17 protein-coding genes are annotated in these 16791 nt (G+C 68.0%); 8 read left to right on the forward strand and 9 right to left on the reverse strand.

Annotated features, from left to right (window positions below; genetic code table 11):
- The first annotated feature begins 1 nt into the window (after position 1).
- The gene (locus JNUCC0626_RS25930; RefSeq protein ID WP_394613374.1) at positions 2-1468 is read left to right on the forward strand and encodes an aromatic amino acid ammonia-lyase; all 1467 of its coding nucleotides are present in this window, start codon (positions 2-4) and stop codon (positions 1466-1468) included.
- A 70-nt stretch (positions 1469-1538) separates the two neighbouring features.
- Positions 1539-2498: a zinc-binding dehydrogenase gene (locus JNUCC0626_RS25935; RefSeq protein ID WP_394613375.1), complete on the forward strand. Its 960-nt coding sequence runs from the start codon at positions 1539-1541 to the stop codon at positions 2496-2498.
- A 66-nt stretch (positions 2499-2564) separates the two neighbouring features.
- Here the strand turns inward: JNUCC0626_RS25935 and JNUCC0626_RS25940 are convergent, their stop codons facing one another.
- Both JNUCC0626_RS25940 and JNUCC0626_RS25945 read right to left on the reverse strand, forming a co-directional pair.
- Entirely contained in the window at positions 2565-2849 is a 285-nt protein-coding gene (locus JNUCC0626_RS25940) for a MoaD/ThiS family protein (RefSeq protein ID WP_394613376.1), read from the reverse strand.
- Positions 2846-3931: a WD40/YVTN/BNR-like repeat-containing protein gene (locus JNUCC0626_RS25945; RefSeq protein WP_394613377.1), complete on the reverse strand. Its 1086-nt coding sequence runs from the start codon at positions 3929-3931 to the stop codon at positions 2846-2848. The genes JNUCC0626_RS25940 and JNUCC0626_RS25945 overlap by 4 nt, the downstream gene beginning before the upstream one ends.
- 142 nt (positions 3932-4073) lie before the next feature.
- On the opposite strand from JNUCC0626_RS25945, the gene JNUCC0626_RS25950 reads away from it, so the two are divergent.
- Both JNUCC0626_RS25950 and JNUCC0626_RS25955 read left to right on the forward strand, forming a co-directional pair.
- Positions 4074-5762, forward strand: a complete 1689-nt coding sequence (locus JNUCC0626_RS25950) for an acyl-CoA dehydrogenase family protein (protein ID WP_394613378.1) — start codon at positions 4074-4076, stop codon at positions 5760-5762.
- 126 nt (positions 5763-5888) lie between these two features.
- Entirely contained in the window at positions 5889-7886 is a 1998-nt protein-coding gene (locus JNUCC0626_RS25955) for an NPCBM/NEW2 domain-containing protein (RefSeq protein WP_394613380.1), read from the forward strand.
- Here the strand turns inward: JNUCC0626_RS25955 and JNUCC0626_RS25960 are convergent.
- The gene (locus JNUCC0626_RS25960) at positions 7883-8515 is read right to left on the reverse strand and encodes a TetR/AcrR family transcriptional regulator C-terminal domain-containing protein (RefSeq protein WP_394613381.1); all 633 of its coding nucleotides are present in this window, start codon (positions 8513-8515) and stop codon (positions 7883-7885) included. The two genes, JNUCC0626_RS25955 and JNUCC0626_RS25960, sit on opposite strands and share 4 nt — an antisense overlap.
- A gap of 68 nt (positions 8516-8583) precedes the next feature.
- Between JNUCC0626_RS25960 and JNUCC0626_RS25965 the strand changes: the two genes are divergently transcribed.
- Complete coding sequence (locus JNUCC0626_RS25965; RefSeq protein WP_394613382.1) at positions 8584-9024, forward strand: ester cyclase; 441 nt, start codon at positions 8584-8586, stop codon at positions 9022-9024.
- Here JNUCC0626_RS25965 and JNUCC0626_RS25970 read toward each other — a convergent pair.
- From JNUCC0626_RS25970 to JNUCC0626_RS25990, 5 genes are all read right to left on the reverse strand, one after another.
- Positions 9021-9920 carry an asparaginase gene (locus tag JNUCC0626_RS25970; protein WP_394613383.1) on the reverse strand — a complete coding sequence of 300 codons (900 nt, stop codon included), beginning with the start codon at positions 9918-9920 and terminating at the stop codon, positions 9021-9023. The two genes, JNUCC0626_RS25965 and JNUCC0626_RS25970, sit on opposite strands and share 4 nt — an antisense overlap.
- Positions 9901-10680 carry an amino acid ABC transporter permease gene (locus JNUCC0626_RS25975; RefSeq protein WP_394613384.1) on the reverse strand — a complete coding sequence of 260 codons (780 nt, stop codon included), beginning with the start codon at positions 10678-10680 and terminating at the stop codon, positions 9901-9903. The genes JNUCC0626_RS25970 and JNUCC0626_RS25975 overlap by 20 nt, the downstream gene beginning before the upstream one ends.
- Entirely contained in the window at positions 10665-11279 is a 615-nt protein-coding gene (locus JNUCC0626_RS25980) for an amino acid ABC transporter permease (protein WP_394613386.1), read from the reverse strand. Before JNUCC0626_RS25980 ends, JNUCC0626_RS25975 begins: the two co-directional genes overlap by 16 nt.
- Entirely contained in the window at positions 11276-12154 is an 879-nt protein-coding gene (locus tag JNUCC0626_RS25985) for a glutamate ABC transporter substrate-binding protein (RefSeq protein WP_394613387.1), read from the reverse strand. Before JNUCC0626_RS25985 ends, JNUCC0626_RS25980 begins: the two co-directional genes overlap by 4 nt.
- 110 nt (positions 12155-12264) lie before the next feature.
- Positions 12265-12471, reverse strand: coding sequence for a cold-shock protein (locus JNUCC0626_RS25990; RefSeq protein ID WP_030468404.1), 207 nt, complete (start codon positions 12469-12471; stop codon positions 12265-12267).
- Between the two features lie 239 nt (positions 12472-12710).
- Here JNUCC0626_RS25990 and JNUCC0626_RS25995 point away from each other — a divergent pair, with 239 nt between their 5' ends.
- Together JNUCC0626_RS25995 and JNUCC0626_RS26000 are read left to right on the forward strand one after the other, a co-directional pair.
- On the forward strand, positions 12711-12920 hold the full coding sequence (locus JNUCC0626_RS25995; RefSeq protein ID WP_394613388.1) for a hypothetical protein: 210 nt from the start codon (positions 12711-12713) through the stop codon (positions 12918-12920).
- A 32-nt stretch (positions 12921-12952) separates the two neighbouring features.
- Entirely contained in the window at positions 12953-13699 is a 747-nt protein-coding gene (locus tag JNUCC0626_RS26000; RefSeq protein ID WP_394613389.1) for a hypothetical protein, read from the forward strand.
- Positions 13700-13743: 44 nt separating this feature from the next.
- Here JNUCC0626_RS26000 and JNUCC0626_RS26005 read toward each other — a convergent pair whose 3' ends face one another.
- Positions 13744-14841, reverse strand: coding sequence for a sugar ABC transporter substrate-binding protein (locus JNUCC0626_RS26005; RefSeq protein ID WP_394613390.1), 1098 nt, complete (start codon positions 14839-14841; stop codon positions 13744-13746).
- A gap of 230 nt (positions 14842-15071) precedes the next feature.
- Here JNUCC0626_RS26005 and JNUCC0626_RS26010 point away from each other — a divergent pair, with 230 nt between their 5' ends.
- Positions 15072-16772, forward strand: a complete 1701-nt coding sequence (locus JNUCC0626_RS26010; protein ID WP_394622097.1) for a S8 family serine peptidase — start codon at positions 15072-15074, stop codon at positions 16770-16772.
- The last annotated feature ends 19 nt before the right edge of the window (positions 16773-16791 follow it).

Consider the following 16791-nt stretch of genomic DNA (forward strand, 5'->3'; position numbering starts at 1 on the left):
CATGGTCGAAGACTCCCCTGTCGTGCTGGACGGTCAGTCCCTGAACTCCGACGACGTGGTGCGCGTTGCGCGGTATCACGCCCCGGTGACCCTCCACGCTGATGGACTCGCACGGCTCGATGCGTCGTGGCACGCCAGCCAGCGTCTCGTGGTGCGACGACAGGTGTACGGCCGTACGACGGGCGTAGGCGCGAACCGCGACCAGATCGTCAGCACCGAGGGCTGGGCCGAGCACGGTCTGCGCCTGCTGCGCAGCCACGCGGGCGGTCTCGGCGGCATGCTGCCCGAGGAGCAGGTGCGCGCGATGATGGTCGTCCGCCTCAACCAGTTGCTGGCGGGTGGCGCCGGCGTGCGGATGGCCGTGGCCGACGCGCTGCTGGCCGCGTTGAACAGCAGCTGCTACCCCGGCGTCCACGAGTACGGCGCGATCGGCACCGGCGACCTCACCGCGCTGGCCGAGACGGGCCTGACGTTGCTGGGCGAGCGCTACTGGCTCGGGTCCACCCAGACGCCGGACCCGATCGAACTCGACTCGGGCGACGCGCTGGCGTTGATCAGCAGCAACGCCCTGACGATCGGCATGGCGGGCCTCGCCTGGCAGGACGCGCACCACCTGTTGAAGGCCACCCAGGTCGTGGCCGCGCTGTCGTTCCTCGCGGTCGACGGCGCCGTCGAGGCCTACGACGAACGCGTCCACCTGGGCCGACCGCACCCCGGCCAGGTCGCGGTCGCCGCCGAGATGCGCCGCCTGATCGGCGAACCCGCACGGCCACCGGCCCGCATCCAGGACCCGTTCGGCTACCGCTGCTTCCCGCAGATCCACGGCCCGGCCGTCGACGCCGCCACCGACCTCAGCCGCGTGCTGGACGTCGAGTTCAACGCCGCCGCCGAGAACCCGCTGATCGTCGCCGACCACTTCGGCCCCGAGGACGACGCCGCGTACCACCACGGGGCGTTCCACAGCGCGTACCTGGGCCAGGCGCTCGACCGCCTGCGCCTGGCGATGCTGCACACCGGCCACATCTCGACCGCACGCCTGGCAACGCTGGTCGAACCGAACTTCACCGGCCTGCGCCCGTTCCTCGCTGAGGGCGTGCGCGGTAGTTCGGGCGTGATGATCCTCGAGTACAGCGCCAACTCGGCCCTCGCCGAAGTCCGCACCCTCGCCGAGCCCGCGAGCATCGGCAACGCCGTGGTGTCGCGCGGCCAGGAGGAGAACTCGAGCTTCGCGTTCCAGTCGGCCTCCCAGGCGCTGCGCTCGCTGGGCGCGTTCCGCCTGGTCCTCGCCTGCGAGGTGGTGGCCGCCGTCCGAGCCCTGCGCCTGCGCCGCATCGTTCCTTCGTCGCCGGGTTTGCGCGCCGCCTTCGAGGCGGCGGAGGCGAAGCTCAACCCCGACATGTCCGACCGCCAGCTCAGCCCGGACGTGGAGGTGGCGTCCGCCCTGCTCGACGACTTCGCCGCCGTCTGACCCTTGATCTCGACCAATCTGGAGCTTTTACGGTGGGGTGCGACCAGGTTGTTCGAGGTGGGGGTTGCAGATGCGGGCGGTTCGCGTGCACGAGTTCGGCGGAGCCTCGGTGCTCCGCGTGGAAGAGATCGAGGCACCCTCGGCGGGCCCGGGACAGGCCGTGGTGGCCCTGGAGGTCGCCGACGTGATCTTCCTGGACACCCTGCTGCGCGGCGGCTGGGGCCAGGAGTACTTCCCGCTGACGCTGCCGTACGTGCCGGGTCTCGGCGGCGCGGGCGTGGTGCTGTCCGTCGGACCCGACGTCGACCCGGCGTGGGTGGGCAGGCGCGTCATCGCCCGTGGCGCCGGTGCCTACGCCGAGCAGGTCGCCTTCGCGGCCGAGAACCTCGTCGCCGTGCCTGCCGACCTGCCGTCCACGACGGCGGCGGCCATGATCCACGACGGGGCCACCGCTCTGTTGTTGCTCCGCCGGGTGGAGATCGTGCCGGGCGCGTGGGTGCTGGTGTCGGCGGCAGCGGGCGGCGCGGGGTCACTGCTCGTCCAACTCCTGCGTGACGCCGGAGCACGCGTCATCGCCGCAGCTCGTGGCACGCGCAAGCTGGAACTGGCCCGTGAGCTGGGTGCCGAGGTGACCGTCGACTACTCCGTGGACGGCTGGCAGCACCAGGTCCGCGAGGTGTCCGGGGGCGTTGGTCTTGCCTACGACGGTGCGGGTGGCGCGCTCGGCCAGGCCACGTTCGACGCGGTGGCCGAGGGCGGGCGGTTCGTCACCTACGGGTCGTCGGACGGGCTCACCTCCATCGACCCGGCCGAAGCCTCGCGGCGGCGGGTGCAGGTGGACGACGTGCTGGCGGCTGGAGCGCCGGCTCCTGATGTTGTGCGGGAACTCCTTTCCGATGCGCTTGCCCTCGCGGTGGAGGGGCGGATCCGGCCGGTGATCAGTGCCACGTATCCGTTGGTGGAGGTGGAGAAGGCTCACCGGGCGCTGGAGGAACGCACGACGCTCGGCAAGTCGCTCCTGCTGATCTAGTGGCGGCAGGAGGGTGGGGCTGGGACGGCGGGTAGGTGGAACCATGGCGAGCGAGCGGGGTGGCGGTCAGCCCCCTGCCACGCTCGGGAGGATCTGCACCTCCGCCCCCTCCGGCAGCGGTGTGCCCGGCCCGTCCAGCCGGCGGCATTCCTCCCCGTTGACGTAGAAGTTCACGTACCGCCGCAGGCCCGCCCGCTCGTCCCGCAGCCTGCGGTCCAGGCCCGGGTAGCTGGCGGCCAGCACGTCCAAAGCAGCGCCGAGGGTGGCTGGAGGCGGTACGTCCACCTCCAAGGAGGCCGCGCCGTCCACCGCGCCTCGCAGCACGCCGGGGATCAGCACCTTCACCTTCATGCGGGGACCACCGCCGCTCGCACCGACATGACGTCCGGCAGGTGGGCTGCCACCTGGTGCCAGGTGTCGCCCTCGTCGGGGCTGGCGTAGACCTCGCCCGAGCGGGAGCCGAAGTAGACGCCGGAAACGGGAGCGTCGTCGGTGCACATCGCGTCCCGCATCACGGCGCTCCAGAAGGTGTCCGGCAAGCCGGCTCCCAGCGCTGTCCAGGTGGTGCCCGCGTCCGTCGAGCGGTAGACGCGGCACTTGCCTTCCGGTGGGAAGCGGCGGCCGTCGGCTTCGATCGGGAAGGTGAAGATCGTGTCCGGGTCGTGCGGGTGGACGACCATGGTGAAGCCGAAGTCGGTGGGGAGACCGGCGGCGATGGACTGCCAGGTGTCGCCTCCGTCGTCGCTTCGGTAGACGCCGTGGTGGTTCTGGGCGTAGAAGCGGGAAGCCAGCGCAGAGTGTTGGGCCACCTTGTGGACGCACTGACCGAACTCCGGCCAGGGGTCCGGGTAGAAGTACGCCTTGATGCCCTTGTTGCGGGCTTCCCAGGACTTGCCGCCGTCGGCGGTGCGGTAGACGCCGCCGGTCGACATGGCCACGAGCATGCGGTCCGGGTCCACCGGGTCGGGGACGATCGTGTGGATCGCCTGGCCGCCGAACCCCTCACCCCAGTCCGGGCGGTGCGGGTGGTTCCAGAGGCCCTCGACGAACTCGAACGAGCGGCCACCGTCCGAGGACTTGAACAGGGCGGACGGCTGGGTGCCCGCCCAGACGACGCCCGGCTGCGAGGCGGGGGCCGGTTGGAGCTGCCAGACGCGTTCCAGGGAAGCGTCCTCCACCGGGAACGCGATCGGGGGCGTCTCCGACTCCTCCCAGGACGTGCCGAGGTCGTCCGAGATGGAGACGCCGGGGCCGAAGTGCGGGGACGAGACGCCGGCCAGCAGGCGCAGGCCCTCGCGGGAGTCGAACGCGACGGCGTACACCTCCTGCATCGCGTGGTGCGGGCCGTCGACCTGCCACGAGACCCGGTCCTCGCTGCGGGCCAGCCACAACCCCTTGCGCGTCCCGATCGCCACCACCACCGTCATCGCCATGCCCGCCTCTCGAACCGGAAGATGTGATGTGGAGCACGCTACGCCGGGGGTCTGACAATTTCTGAGCAGGAGGGAAACCCCACGTAGACCCACAAGTTACTCACTGGTAGCGTCCGAACGCAGAGACGCAAGGAGGCGCACAGTGCTGCTCGACCCGAACCACTACGACCCGGCCCACCTCGACGACGAGACCCGCCGCCTGCTCAGGGCGACCGTCGACTGGTTCGAGGCCCGCGGCAAGCGGCAGCTCATCGCGGACGCGCAGGACAAGGTCTGGTACACCGAGTTCCTCGACTTCGTGAAGCGCGAGAAGCTCTTCGCCACCTTCTGCACACCGGCGAGCGTCGACGGCACCAAGCGCTGGGACGCCGCCCGCAACGCCGCGTTCAGCGAGGTGCTCGGCTTCTACGGCCTGCAGTACTGGTACGCCTGGCAGGTCACGGTGCTCGGCCTCGGCCCCATCTGGATGAGCGGCAACGAGGAGGCCAAGCAGAAGGCCGCCGCGCTGCTCGACTCCGGCGCCGTCTTCGCGTTCGGCCTCTCCGAGAAGGAGCACGGCGCCGACGTCTACAGCACCGACATGATCGTCACGAAGACCGAGAACGGCTACGAGGCCACCGGCGGCAAGTACTACATCGGCAACGGCAACGTCGCCGGCATGGTCAGCGTCTTCGGCAAGCTCGCCGACTCCGACGAGTACGTCTTCTTCGCCGTCGACAGCCAGCACGAGAAGTTCGAACTGGTCAAGAACGTCGTCGACAGCCAGATGTTCGTGAGCGAGTTCAAGCTCGACGGCTACCCCATCACCGACGCCGACGTCCTGCACCGCGGCCCCGACGCGTTCTCCGCCGCGCTCAACACCGTCAACGTCGGCAAGTTCAACCTCTGCACGGCGAGCATCGGCATCTGCGAGCACTCGTTCTACGAGGCGATCACCCACGCGCACAACCGGATCCTCTACGGCAACCCGGTCACGAACTTCCCGCACGTGCGCCAGAACTTCGTGGACGCCTACGCCCGCCTCACCGCCATGAAGCTCTTCGCGGACAGGTCGGTCGACTACTTCCGCACCGCCAACGAGAACGACCGCCGCTACCTCCTCTTCAACCCCATCACCAAGATGAAGGTCACGAGCGAGGGCGAGCAGGTCATCGATCTGCTCTGGGACGTCATCGCGGCCAAGGGCTTCGAGAAGGACACCTACTTCACCCGCGCCACGGCCGACATCCGCGCGTTGCCCAAGCTCGAGGGCACCGTGCACGTGAACCTGGCCCTGGTGCTCAAGTTCATGCCGAACTACCTCTTCAACCCCGCGCCATACGAGGCTGTCCCGACCCGCCACGACGCGAGCGACGACGACTTCTTCTGGCACCAGGGCCCGGCGCGCGGCCTCGGCAAGATCCAGTTCCACGACTGGGAGCCGATCTACGCCGAGCACGCCCACCTGCCCAACGTGGCGCTGTTCCACGAGCAGGCGAAGGCCATCAAGACCCTGCTCACGACGGCCGCGCCGGACGAGGCCCAGCAGAAGGACCTCGACTTCCTGCTGAACCTCGGCCACCTCTTCACCCTGGTCGTCTACGGCCAGCTCGTGCTGGAGCAGGCCAAGATCACCGGCACCGACCAGCACGTGCTGGACCAGATCTTCGACGTCCTGGTCCGCGACTTCGCGGGTTACGCGACCGCCCTGCACGGCAAGGCGAGCAGCACCGAGGCCCAGCAGCAGTGGGCCGTGAGCCAGATCCGCAAGCCGCACGTCGACCAGGCCCGCTTCGACGCCGTCTGGCAGCAGGTCGAGGCGCTCTCCGGCCGCTACGAGATGCGCCCATAGCAGCACGAAACGAGACGTCAAGGGGGCGGAGCCGACAGGTTCCGCCCCCTTGACGCATCCGTTCCACAAACGTTTACATGAAGGCCTGCCGCCGCACTCCACGAGCACCGAGGGAGCGCGCGCAAAGTGGATCACCGCAGATGGCGCACGGCCGCAGCAGCCACCCTGATCGCCACGACCCTCCTCACCCCGACGGCACGGGCGGAGAAACCAGAGCTGGCCCTGACCCCGCCGATGGGCTTCAACAACTGGAACAGCACGCACTGCCGCAACGACTTCAACGAGGACATGGTCAAGGGCATCGCCGACATCTTCGTCAGCAAAGGCCTCAAGGACGCGGGCTACGAGTACGTCAACATCGACGACTGCTGGGCGCTCCCCGAACGCAACGCCCAGGGCGACCTCGTCCCCCACCCCACCCGCTTCCCCAACGGCATCAAGGCCGTCGCCGACCACGTCCACTCCAAGGGCCTCAAATTCGGCATCTACACCAGCGCCGGAACCAAGACCTGCAACAAGGAAGGCGGTTTCCCGGGCGGCCTCGACCACGAGACGCAGGACGCGAGGCTGTTCGCGAGCTGGGGCGTCGACTACCTCAAGTACGACAACTGCAACAACCAGGGCGTGGACGCGAAACTCCGCTACACCAGGATGCGCGACGCCCTCGACGCCACCGGCCGCGAGATCGTGTTCAGCCTCTGCGAGTGGGGCCAGAACAAGCCGTGGGAGTGGGCGAAGGACGTCGGCCACCTCTGGCGCACCACCGGCGACATCAGCGACAACTGGAACTCCATGGTGTCGATCGCCAAGCGCAACATGGAACTCGCCGACCACGCGGGCCCCGGCCACTGGAACGACCCGGACATGCTCGAAGTCGGCAACGGCGGCATGACGGACACCGAGTACCGCAGCCACTTCAGCCTCTGGTCGATCATGGCCGCCCCGCTGCTGATCGGCGCCGACCTGCGCAAGGTCACGTCGGAAACGTTCGAGATCCTGGAGAACCGCGAGGTCATCGCCGTCAACCAGGACAAGCTCGGCGTCCAGGCCAAGGTGCTCAGAAACACCGGCGGCAACCACGTCCTCGTCAAGCCGCTGAGCAACGGCGACAAGGCCGTCCTGCTGTTCAACGAGAACGACAGCGCCACCGACATCTCCGTCACCGCAACGGAGTTGGGCCTCAGCAAGGCGCACGGCTACCAGATCCGCGACCTCTGGGCCAAGACCACCACGCACTCCGCGGGCGAGATCAGCGCCGCCCTCCCGGCCCACGGCTCGGCGATGTTCCGCGTCAGCACGGCGAAGAACTGGTACTCCTACCCACCGGCCGTCACCACCTCAGCCAACGGCGAAGTCCTTTACCCAGGCGCACTTCCGCTCGTCCAGCCCGGCAAGACGGTCACCTACACCACCTCCGTCACGAACACCGGCCGCCTGCCGATCGCCCTCGTCCAGGCCACTCTCCAGGTCCCCCAGGGCTGGACCGCGAAGACCACCACGAGCTTCAAGGCGATCCTGCCCGGCCAGAAGAGCTTCCGAACCACGTGGAAGGTCCAGGTCCCCGCGAACGCCCAGCCGGGCAGGTTCGCGCTCACCGCGGGCTTCACCTTCCACAGCCCGCACGAGCACAACCCCGTGATCAGGCAGTACGCCGCCGAGGCACTCGTACCGGGCGCCGCACCGAAGGGCGAGAACTTCGTCAGCGACCTGAAGTGGTTGCGCGCCACGAACGGCCACGGGCCAGTGGAAGTCGACACCACCAACGGCGAGGCCAAGCAGGGTGACGGCGGCCTGATCACGGTGCGCGGCAAGGTCTACGCCAAGGGCCTCGGCACCCACGCCCCGGCGCACGTCGAGTACTACACCGGCGGTGACTGCGAGAAGCTCACCGCCACCATCGGCATCGACGACCGGAAGGTCAACCCGCTCAGCCTGGTGAGCTACGAGGTCTGGGCCGACAACAGGATGGTCTACGACAGCGGCCCGGTCAGCGGCACCGACGCCGCGAAGCAGTTGGAGGCCGACATCTCCACGGCGACGGTCACCAGGCTGATCGTCAAGGACGGCGGCAACGGCAAGTCCTACGACCACGCCGACTGGGCCGACCTCAGGATCATCTGCTAACCCGACCGGTACCGCTCCAAAGCCGCGATCAGGAGTTCGAGCCCGAACTCGAACTCCTGGTCGTGGTCGTAGGTCCCCAGCTCGTCGATCACCCCGGCGGACAACGGGAACGCCGACACGTCGACGTCCCCGTACGGCGACAACGCGATCCCGCCGAGCTCCGGCGACGTCGCGACCTCGCGCATCAGCGTCCCCAGCAGGTACGACACCATCGCCCGCATCATCCCGACGGCGATCTTGCCGCGAAAGCCCGCCCGGTCGAAGTTCAGCAGCGCCGACTCGATCGTCCGGAACCCCGCCTCGGAGCTCAGTCGCCGGGTCGCCAGCAGCACGAACGCGCGGGGGTGCCGTCGCGCCAGCTCGCGCACCGCACGGGCGTGCGCCCGGATGTGATCACGCCAGTCGTCGCTGTCCACGTGGTACGGCTGCGCGTCCGCCATGATCCGCTCGGCCGCGAGGTCGACCAGCACCGCCTTGTTCGGCACGTGGTTGTACAGCGACATCGTGCCCGCGCCCAGCTCGGAGGCGAGCCGCCGCATCGAGACGGCCTCGACGCCCTCGCGTTCGATCAGCCGCACGGCCGCATCGACGATGCGGTCGCGGGTCAACGGTTCACGAGTGGAGGACACTGGCGGAGACCATACGACGTGGAGTAGCTTCCCTGCGACGTACGGCGTACGTAGGAGGGTCAGCCGGCATGACCGAGTCCAAGGCGCTCAGAGCGCTGCGTGAAGCGATCGTCTTGGAGCACATGGAGTCGCAGAACCAATTCGACTTCGACACCTCCCTGAACACGTTCCCCCACCCCCGCTACGAGATCATGGCGTCCGGCCAGGTCCTCGACGGCGTGGACGCGGTCTGGGACTACTGGCAGCGCACCCGCGCGGCGTTCCCCGACCAGCGCAACAAGGTCATCGACGTCCACCACGCGGACGACGCCGTGATCCTGGAGTTCGAGCTGCAGGGCACGCACCTCGGCAGCCTCACCGGCGAGCCGGTGACCGGACGGTCGTTCAAGGTCAGAATGGTCGGTTTCTTCCTGTTCGACAAGGACGTCCTCGTCTGCCAGCGGGTCTACGGCGACACCGCGACCGTGATGGCCCAGCTGGGCATGCTGGACGTGCCGGAAGAGTTCTAGAAAACCACCCGAACCTCCCCGACGACCTGTCCACCTCCTGACACGGGTACGGACAAGGATTCCTTCGCGGGCGACACGTCAAACCCCATGGCCGCCAACGCGGTGAGCCCGATCGCCGTCGTGGCGCGGGGATTGCCGTCGAGCACCTTCACCGCCACGGCGTGCCCAGCCGCCGTCGCGAGCACCAGCACGCCCTCCGCACCGCCCTTGGCCACCACGCCCGGCAGTTGCTGCATGATCACCGTGTTCACGTGCCCGGTTCCCCCGACGTACTCGGGAAATCCGCGCATCGCGTCGGCCACGGGCGTGCGCACGAGTCCCTGCATCGCGCGCGCCAAGCCGTGCAACGACAACGCGAACACCGGCGCTCCACAGCCGTCGATCGCCGTGTGCACGACGGACTCGCCGGCCAGTTCCTCAAAAGTCCGCAACACGAGCTGTTGCAACGGATGCGACGGCTCCAGATAGCTCTGCGTGGGCCACCGCGCCGCCACGCACGCCGCCAGCATCGCCGCGTGCTTGCCGGAGCAGTTCATCCGCACCCGCGACGGCTCGGTCACCCGTTGCCGCGTCTGCTCGTCCTCCGGCCACGACGGCGGGCAGCGCAACAACCCCACCGGCAGCCCGCCCAGCAGTTGCATGACGAGCTCGACGTGCCGGTTCTCCCCCGTGTGCGACCCCGCCGCGATCGCCAGCGAGGGCCCGGCGAGCGGTGCTCCCGCGGCCAGGCACGCCAGCGCCTGGAACGGTTTCATGCACGACCGGGGCAGCACCGGGTCCTCGACGGCGCCGACCGACACGCCCACGGCACCGTCCGGCAGCAGCCCGACGACGCTGCCGTGGTGCAGGCTCTCCACGAACCCGGACCGGGTGACCTCAGCGAGCAGTGCGGGCACGGGATGCCTCCAGCCGGTGGGCCAGCCTGGACAGCGCCAGGTTGACCACGAGGTAGACGAACGCGACGACGAGGAAGGTCTGGATCAGCAGGCCGTTGTAGTTCGCCAGCACCCGGCCGTTGAACAGCAACTCGGTGTAGGACACGACATAGCCCAGCGAGGTGTCCTTCAACAGGCTGACAGCTTGCGTCACGAGCAACGGCGTCATGTGCCGCACGGCCTGTGGCAGCACCACGAACCGCGTCACGACCCCGTCCGGCATGCCGAGCGAGAGCCCCGCCTCCCGTTGCCCGGGGTCGACCGCCTCGACGCCCGCCCGGAAGATCACCGCGTACGACGCCGCGTGCGACAGGGCCAGCGGCACCACGAGCTTCCAGAACAGCGGCAGGTTCACGCCGAACGACGGCAGCACGAACAGCATCACGTACACGAGCAGCAGCACCGGAACCGTGCGCATGACCTCGGCGTACGCGCGCGTGAACCGGTTGGGCCGCAACGCGAGCAGCCCTCCCGCCATCGCCAGCACACCAGTCGCACACGCCGCCACCACCGTCGAACCCAGGCCTTCAAGCAGATAACGCCACACGGGCCAGGTCAGATACGGCTTCCACCGAACTGGCTCCAGCTGGCCGTTCGCCGCGAACCGCCACAACCCCAGCGCCACCAGGCCGAGCAGCACGACAGCGGACGCCGCGGAGATCCAGAAGACGCGGCGGCGGAACCGGGGACCGGGAGCGTCGAACATCAGGCCAGCCGCCATTCCAGCACGCGCGCACCGAACCCGATGCCCGCCGCCATCACCAGATAACAGAGTCCGACGCCGGTGAACACCAGCAACGGCTGGGCGATCTCCAGGTTGATCCGTTGCGCCGCACGGGTCATGTCCACCACTCCGACCACGCCGGCCAACGCCGTGGCCATCGTCAACGCGATCGCGATGTTCGCCAACGGCTGCACGACGTTCTTCACCGCCTGCGGCAGGATCACGTGCCGCAACGACTGCCGGAACGTGAGCCCCAACGCCCGTGCGGCCTCGCCCTGCCCCGACGCCACGGAGTGCACGCCCGACCGCAACGCCTCCGCCACGAACGCCGCCTCGTACAGCGCGATCGCCGTGAAAGCCGTCCAGAACAACGGCATCTTCACACCGACCTCGGGCAGCCCGAACACGAACAGCACCAGCCACGCGAGCAGCGGCACGTTGCGCCACACCTCGACGTACACCGCCCCGACCCCGCGCAACAACGGAACCGGCACGATCCGCAGCACCGCGACCAGCAGTCCGACGACGAGAGCACCGCAGAACGACAGCAGGGTCAACGCGATGGTGTTCAGAAAGCCTTCGAGCACCAGGCTCATGAGACGATCGCGGGTGGCGCGGGAGGAGCGCCGGTGACCACGGTGCCGATCGTCTGCTGCCAGACCTCCTGCCACAGCCCGGACTTGCCGATCTCGCGCAGCCAGTCGTTCACGAACTTCGTGAACTCGGCGTCGCCGTGCTTGATGCCGATGCCGTACGGGTCCTCGGTGAACGGCTCGCCGACGAGTTCGAGTTCGGAGTCCTTCGACGCGTCCGCGACTAGAATCGCCTGGTCCTGCACGTAAGCATCGCCGCGGCCCTGCTTGAGCGCCGTCACGCACTCGGGGTCGGAGCCGAACTCGACGATCTTCGCGGTCGGCGCGGCGTCCTGAACCGCTTTGACACCAGGGGTGTTCGCGCCGACGATCACCGTCTTGCCCGCCAGGTCAGCGGGTTTCGAAACACCGGTCGTGCCCTTGCGGACGGCGATGGCCTGCCCCGACTGGTAGTACGGCCCGGCGAACGACACGCGCTCCTGCCGTGCGGGCGTGATCGTGTAGGTCTGCAGGATGACGTCGACGGTCCCGTTGGCCAGCAACGGTTCGCGCGTCTCGGACGTCGCGGTGAGCAGCTCCGTCGAGGGCTTGCCGACGATGTACTGCGCGAGCAGCTTGCCCAGGTAGGCGTCGAATCCGGTGAGCTCGCCGCTGATCGGGTCGAGCTGGGACAGCAGCGGGGCGTCCTGGGAGCCGCCGATGAGCAGCTTTCCCCGCTGCTTGATCCGGTCCACTGCCGAGCCAGGGGTCACCTGACCTGCGTAGACGGGTGCTTTGGCCACCAGGGCATCGATCTTGCTGCCACCTGGCACCGACTCGGCACCGCCGGAACACCCGGCCACGAAGAGCAACAGCACGGCTACGAACAGTCTCCCCATGCCCCGAAACTACTGATCGCGTTCCAACGTGCACAAGACGCACCAAAGCCGCCTGTCCTATACAGGACAAGCGGCTTTGGTGTGAGATCAGCTGTGCTGATCAGTCAGACTCAGACGGCGCGAACGCCCTGGGCCTGCGGGCCCTTCTGGCCCTGACCGATCTCGAACTCGACCCGCTGGTTCTCCTCGAGAGCCTTGTAGCCGTTCATCTGGATCTCGGAGTAGTGGACGAACACGTCGGCGCCACCGTTGTCGGGGGAGATGAAGCCGAAGCCCTTCTCCGCGTTGAACCACTTGACGGTGCCCTGTACTGCCATCTTGCTACTTCTCCTCTAACAGGTGCCGGATCGCGCTCGCGACCACCGGGTCAAGTCGAAAGAGCGCTCTCTCCGGAACCTGGAGAAACCGCACAACTCGCGACCTCGTTCCGCGAGCGGGGTTTGTCCACGAACACGAAACGTACGACCTTGGACAGTCAACCACGCCTCCCTGGTCGCAGTCGAGCCATCAATCTCACTGCTACCGTGAGACCCCGAACGACCGCACGGAGGTCCCGGTGTCCGAGCTGACGACGATGTCGATCACGGTCACCGTCGCGCCCCACGCCGCCGGATCCCTCTCCGCTCTCACCTCCAAGCAGGTCGCCGTCAGGCCCGCGAAGCGCCCCCGTCACAGCGACGGGAACTCCGTTCACAACCAGATCGTGGGCACGGTGCTCCAGATCGGGAACGTGCACGGCAACGTCAACATCAACGACAACCGGTAACCTGGAGGGTCGTTGACCCAGGGGGCCGTGGTGTGACCGGCAGCGAGAGACTGCTCTTCTTCTTCATCGGTTTGGTGACCACCTTCGTGTTCATCCGCATCAGCGTGCGCATGATCAGGGCGAAGGTCCGCTGGTGGCCGGGAAACTTCGTGCACGGCGACACGCACGTGCATCACGTCGTGTTCGGCACGGTGCTGATGCTGCTGTCCAGCGTCACGGGTCTGGTGATCCCGGACGACATGTACGGCGCCAGGCTGGCCGCCGCGGCCGGGCTCGGCGTGGGCGCGGCGTTGGTGCTGGACGAGTTCGCGCTCATCCTGCACCTGCGGGACGTCTACTGGACCAAGGCGGGCCGGCTGTCCGTCGACGCCGTGTTCCTCGCCATCGGCCTCACCGGCACGTTCCTGCTGGGCGCCCGCCCGCTCGGCTACGACGAGGTGCTCCAGCTCAACCCGGAGACGACGCCCGCGTCGACGTTCACGCTCCGGGTGATCGCGATCGGGGTGAACCTCTGCTTCGCGATCGTGGCGCTGCTCAAGGGAAAGATCTGGACGGGCCTGCTCGGTCTGCTCGTCCCCGTGGTGCCCGCGGTGGGCGCCGTGCGGCTCGCACGGCCAGGATCGCCGTGGGCGCGCTGGCGGTACCCCGAGGGTTCGCGGAAGCTGAGCCGCGCCTACCGCCGGGAGGCGCGGATCAGACAGCCGATCATCCGGGCGAAGATCGCCGTGCAGGAGTTCATCTCGGGCCGTCACGACCTGCCCGACCAGGACAGGCCGTAGAGCGCGGTGGCGTGAACCCTTGCGGCCGGTTCACGCCACCGCGCTCACCCGCCGACGATGTCCTGCTGCGCGCACACCGGTCCGAGATCGCCGGCGCACAGTTCGGCCGCCTTCACGATCCCCTCGGTGACCAGTCCGCGCACCGAATCCTTCTTGACCAACGTGGCACCCAGCAGCACGGACTTCATGTCGCGCCGCGACACGGGGTCCCGGAGGTTGCCGGTGGCGAGGTCATCGGCACCGTCCAGGTCGCCCTTGGCGATGGCGATGGCGAGCCGGGCGGCCGCCTCCGCCTCGTCGCGCACCGGCTTGTAGACCGTGACGCACTGGTCGCCCGCGAGCACCGCGCGCAGACCGTCGATCGTGGCGTCCTGTCCCGTGACCGGCACCTTGAGGTTCTTCTTCTTGAGCACCGCGATGACCGCGCCCGCGAGGCCGTCGTTCGCCGCGACCACGCCGTCGACCTTGCCGCCGTTCTCGTTCAGGATCTGCTCGAACAGCTGCCCGCCGAGTTCGTTGTCCCAGTTGTCGACCGGCTGCGACTTCACCAGCTTGAGCGCGCCGCTGTCGTACTTCGACGACAGCCGCGACTTCTGGCCCTGGGTGAAGAGCGTGGCGTTGTGGTCGGTCGGCGCGCCCTCGATCTCGATGATCTGCGCACCCGGCTTGCTGCCGAGGCACTCCAGCAGACCGTCGGCCTGGAGCTGGCCGACGTTCACGCTGTCGAACCCGACGTGGTACTCCGCCTGGCCGCCGAGCGTCACCCGGTCGTAGTCGATGACCGGGATGTTCGCGGCTTTCGCCTTCTTCTGCACAGCGAGGCCGCCCGCCGCCGACAACGGCGTGATCATCAGGACCTTCACCTTGCGCCGGATCATCTCGTCGGCGATCTGCGCGAACTTCGCCTCGTCGCCCTCGGCGTTCTCCATGAACGGTTCGATGTCCGCGTAGTTGAACGCCTGCGTGAGCAGCGGCCGGTCCTGCTCTTCCCAACGCGCGGAAGTCGTTCGGTCAGGAAGGATTACCCCGACGATTGGTTTGGGACCGCGCGTGGGCAGCGTCGGAGAACCCTGACCAGCACTACCGCAGGCAGAGAGGAGAAAGAGCAGGCACGCCGACGATGCCATTACCCGTCTTCGCATAATCGCGAAGTCCAGCGCTTGAATCTTGTTAAGTCAAGATTTCTTCTCATAACATCACGCTCCGCTTCCGATCGGCTACAGTTCGATTCCGTACGAAAGGTGCTGATGCGAGGCGAATTTTCGTGTCAGTGTGTCCAACTTGGGCGGCAATCGGGGGCCGCGCCGATGTTGTTGGATCCAGCCCTGACCGGGTGTGAGGAGACAGCTAGGTGAGAACGCGCAGAACCGTGATGGCGGTGGCGGCAACGGTGTCGCTGATCGCCGCGGGCACTTCGGCGGCGGGGGCCGCGCCGGCCACGACCGGGCCGGCGACGGAGTACACCGTCCTTCTGGAACAACCCGGTAACCGCGACTTCGCGATCGACGCCGTGGAAGCGGCCGGTGGCGAGGTCCTGCGGAGCAACGACGCCGTCGGCCTGCTGACGGTCAAGGCGCCCGCGAACGGCTTCGTGGAGAAGGTCTCCGCTTCGAAGGAGATCGTCGGCGCCGCGCGGACCACGCCGATCGGGCACGCGCCCGCGGCGAAGGCCGCGAAGATCAAGCAGGACAACGTCGAGAAGGAGAACAAGGGCGAGAAGCCGAACAAGGCTCCCGCCCAGCAGGGCTCGACCGCCGGCATGGACCCGCTCGACGGGGACCTGTGGGGTCTGAACCTGGTGCGCTCCAACATCGCCCGGGCCAAGCAGGCCGGCGACAAGCGCGTGTACGTCGGCATTCTCGACACCGGTGTGGACGGTTCCCACCCGGACATCGCGCCGAACTTCAACAACGAGCTCTCGCGCAACTTCACCATCGACATCCCGAACGACTCCGATGGTGGCGTGTTCGACGGCCCGTGTGAGTTCCGCGGTTGTGTCGACCCGGCCAACTGGGACGACGGCGGCCACGGCACGCACGTCGCCGGCACCATCGGCGCCGCTGCCAACGGCTTCGGCATCTCCGGTGTCGCACCGGGCGTGTCGCTCGTCAACATCCGCGGCGGCCAGGACGCGGGCTCGTTCTTCCTGCAGCCCGTCGTCGACGCCCTCACCTACGGCGCCGACATCGGCCTGGACGTCATCAACATGTCGTTCTACGTCGACCCGTGGTACATGAACTGCGCCAACGACCCCACGGCCACCGCCGAGGAGCAGCTGGAGCAGCGCACGATCATCAAGTCCGTCCAGCGCGCGTTGAACTACGCGCACAAGAAGGGCGTCACGCTGATCGGCGCCGGCGGCAACAATCACGAGGACCTGGGCAAGCCGCGCCAGGACGTCGCGAGCCCGAACTACCCGCCGGGTCACGCCCGTCCGCGTCCGGTCGACAACGCGAACTGCCTGAACCTCCCGACCGAGGGCAACCACGTCATCTCGGTGTCGGCTCTCGGCCCGTCGACCCTCAAGGCCGACTACTCGAACTACGGCCTCGAGCAGACCGCGGTCTCGGCTCCCGGTGGTTACTTCCGCGACGGCCTCGGCACGCCGTGGTACCGCACCAACGAGAACCTGATCCTCTCAACCTACCCGCGCAACGTCGCTCTCGCCGAAGGCGCGATCGACGAGGCCGGCAACATCACGGAGGCGGGTCTCGCCGTCGGCGTGAAGAAGGCCGTGCAGGGCGACAAGGTCGGCTACTACCAGTACCTGCAGGGCACCTCGATGGCCGCCCCGCACGCCGCTGGTGTCGCCGCGCTGATCGTCAGCCAGTACGGCAAGAAGGACAAGAAGAACCCGGGCCTCACCCTCGACCCCGACAAGGTCGAGAAGGTCCTGCTCAAGACCGCGACGCAGCGCGCCTGCCCGAACCCGCGCACCGTGTCGTACGTCAACGTGGGCCGTCCGGCCGAGTTCGACGCCACCTGTGAGGGTGACGCGAAGTTCAACGGCTTCTACGGCCACGGCATCGTGGACGCTTACGGCGCTGTCACCCGTGGTGGCCAGTTCCTGTAAGTCCTGGTAACGCGACAAA

The organism is Lentzea sp. JNUCC 0626 (genome assembly GCF_043632865.1).
Classification (GTDB): Bacteria; Actinomycetota; Actinomycetes; order Mycobacteriales; family Pseudonocardiaceae; genus Lentzea.

What these genes read in the sequence shown, in the direction of transcription:
- JNUCC0626_RS25930 (WP_394613374.1), top strand. Translation starts at nt 2, where the DNA reads ATGGTCGAAGACTCCCCTGTCGTGCTGGACGGTCAGTCCCTGAACTCC.
- JNUCC0626_RS26010 (WP_394622097.1), top strand. Translation starts at nt 15,072, where the DNA reads ATGGCGGTGGCGGCAACGGTGTCGCTGATCGCCGCGGGCACTTCGGCG.
- JNUCC0626_RS25985 (WP_394613387.1), bottom strand. Translation starts at nt 12,154, where the DNA reads ATGGGGAGACTGTTCGTAGCCGTGCTGTTGCTCTTCGTGGCCGGGTGT.
- JNUCC0626_RS25990 (WP_030468404.1), bottom strand. Translation starts at nt 12,471, where the DNA reads ATGGCAGTACAGGGCACCGTCAAGTGGTTCAACGCGGAGAAGGGCTTC.
- JNUCC0626_RS25940 (WP_394613376.1), bottom strand. Translation starts at nt 2,849, where the DNA reads ATGAAGGTGAAGGTGCTGATCCCCGGCGTGCTGCGAGGCGCGGTGGAC.
- JNUCC0626_RS25935 (WP_394613375.1), top strand. Translation starts at nt 1,539, where the DNA reads ATGCGGGCGGTTCGCGTGCACGAGTTCGGCGGAGCCTCGGTGCTCCGC.
- JNUCC0626_RS25975 (WP_394613384.1), bottom strand. Translation starts at nt 10,680, where the DNA reads ATGGCGGCTGGCCTGATGTTCGACGCTCCCGGTCCCCGGTTCCGCCGC.
- JNUCC0626_RS25980 (WP_394613386.1), bottom strand. Translation starts at nt 11,279, where the DNA reads ATGAGCCTGGTGCTCGAAGGCTTTCTGAACACCATCGCGTTGACCCTG.
- JNUCC0626_RS25945 (WP_394613377.1), bottom strand. Translation starts at nt 3,931, where the DNA reads ATGGCGATGACGGTGGTGGTGGCGATCGGGACGCGCAAGGGGTTGTGG.
- JNUCC0626_RS25965 (WP_394613382.1), top strand. Translation starts at nt 8,584, where the DNA reads ATGACCGAGTCCAAGGCGCTCAGAGCGCTGCGTGAAGCGATCGTCTTG.
- JNUCC0626_RS26005 (WP_394613390.1), bottom strand. Translation starts at nt 14,841, where the DNA reads ATGCGAAGACGGGTAATGGCATCGTCGGCGTGCCTGCTCTTTCTCCTC.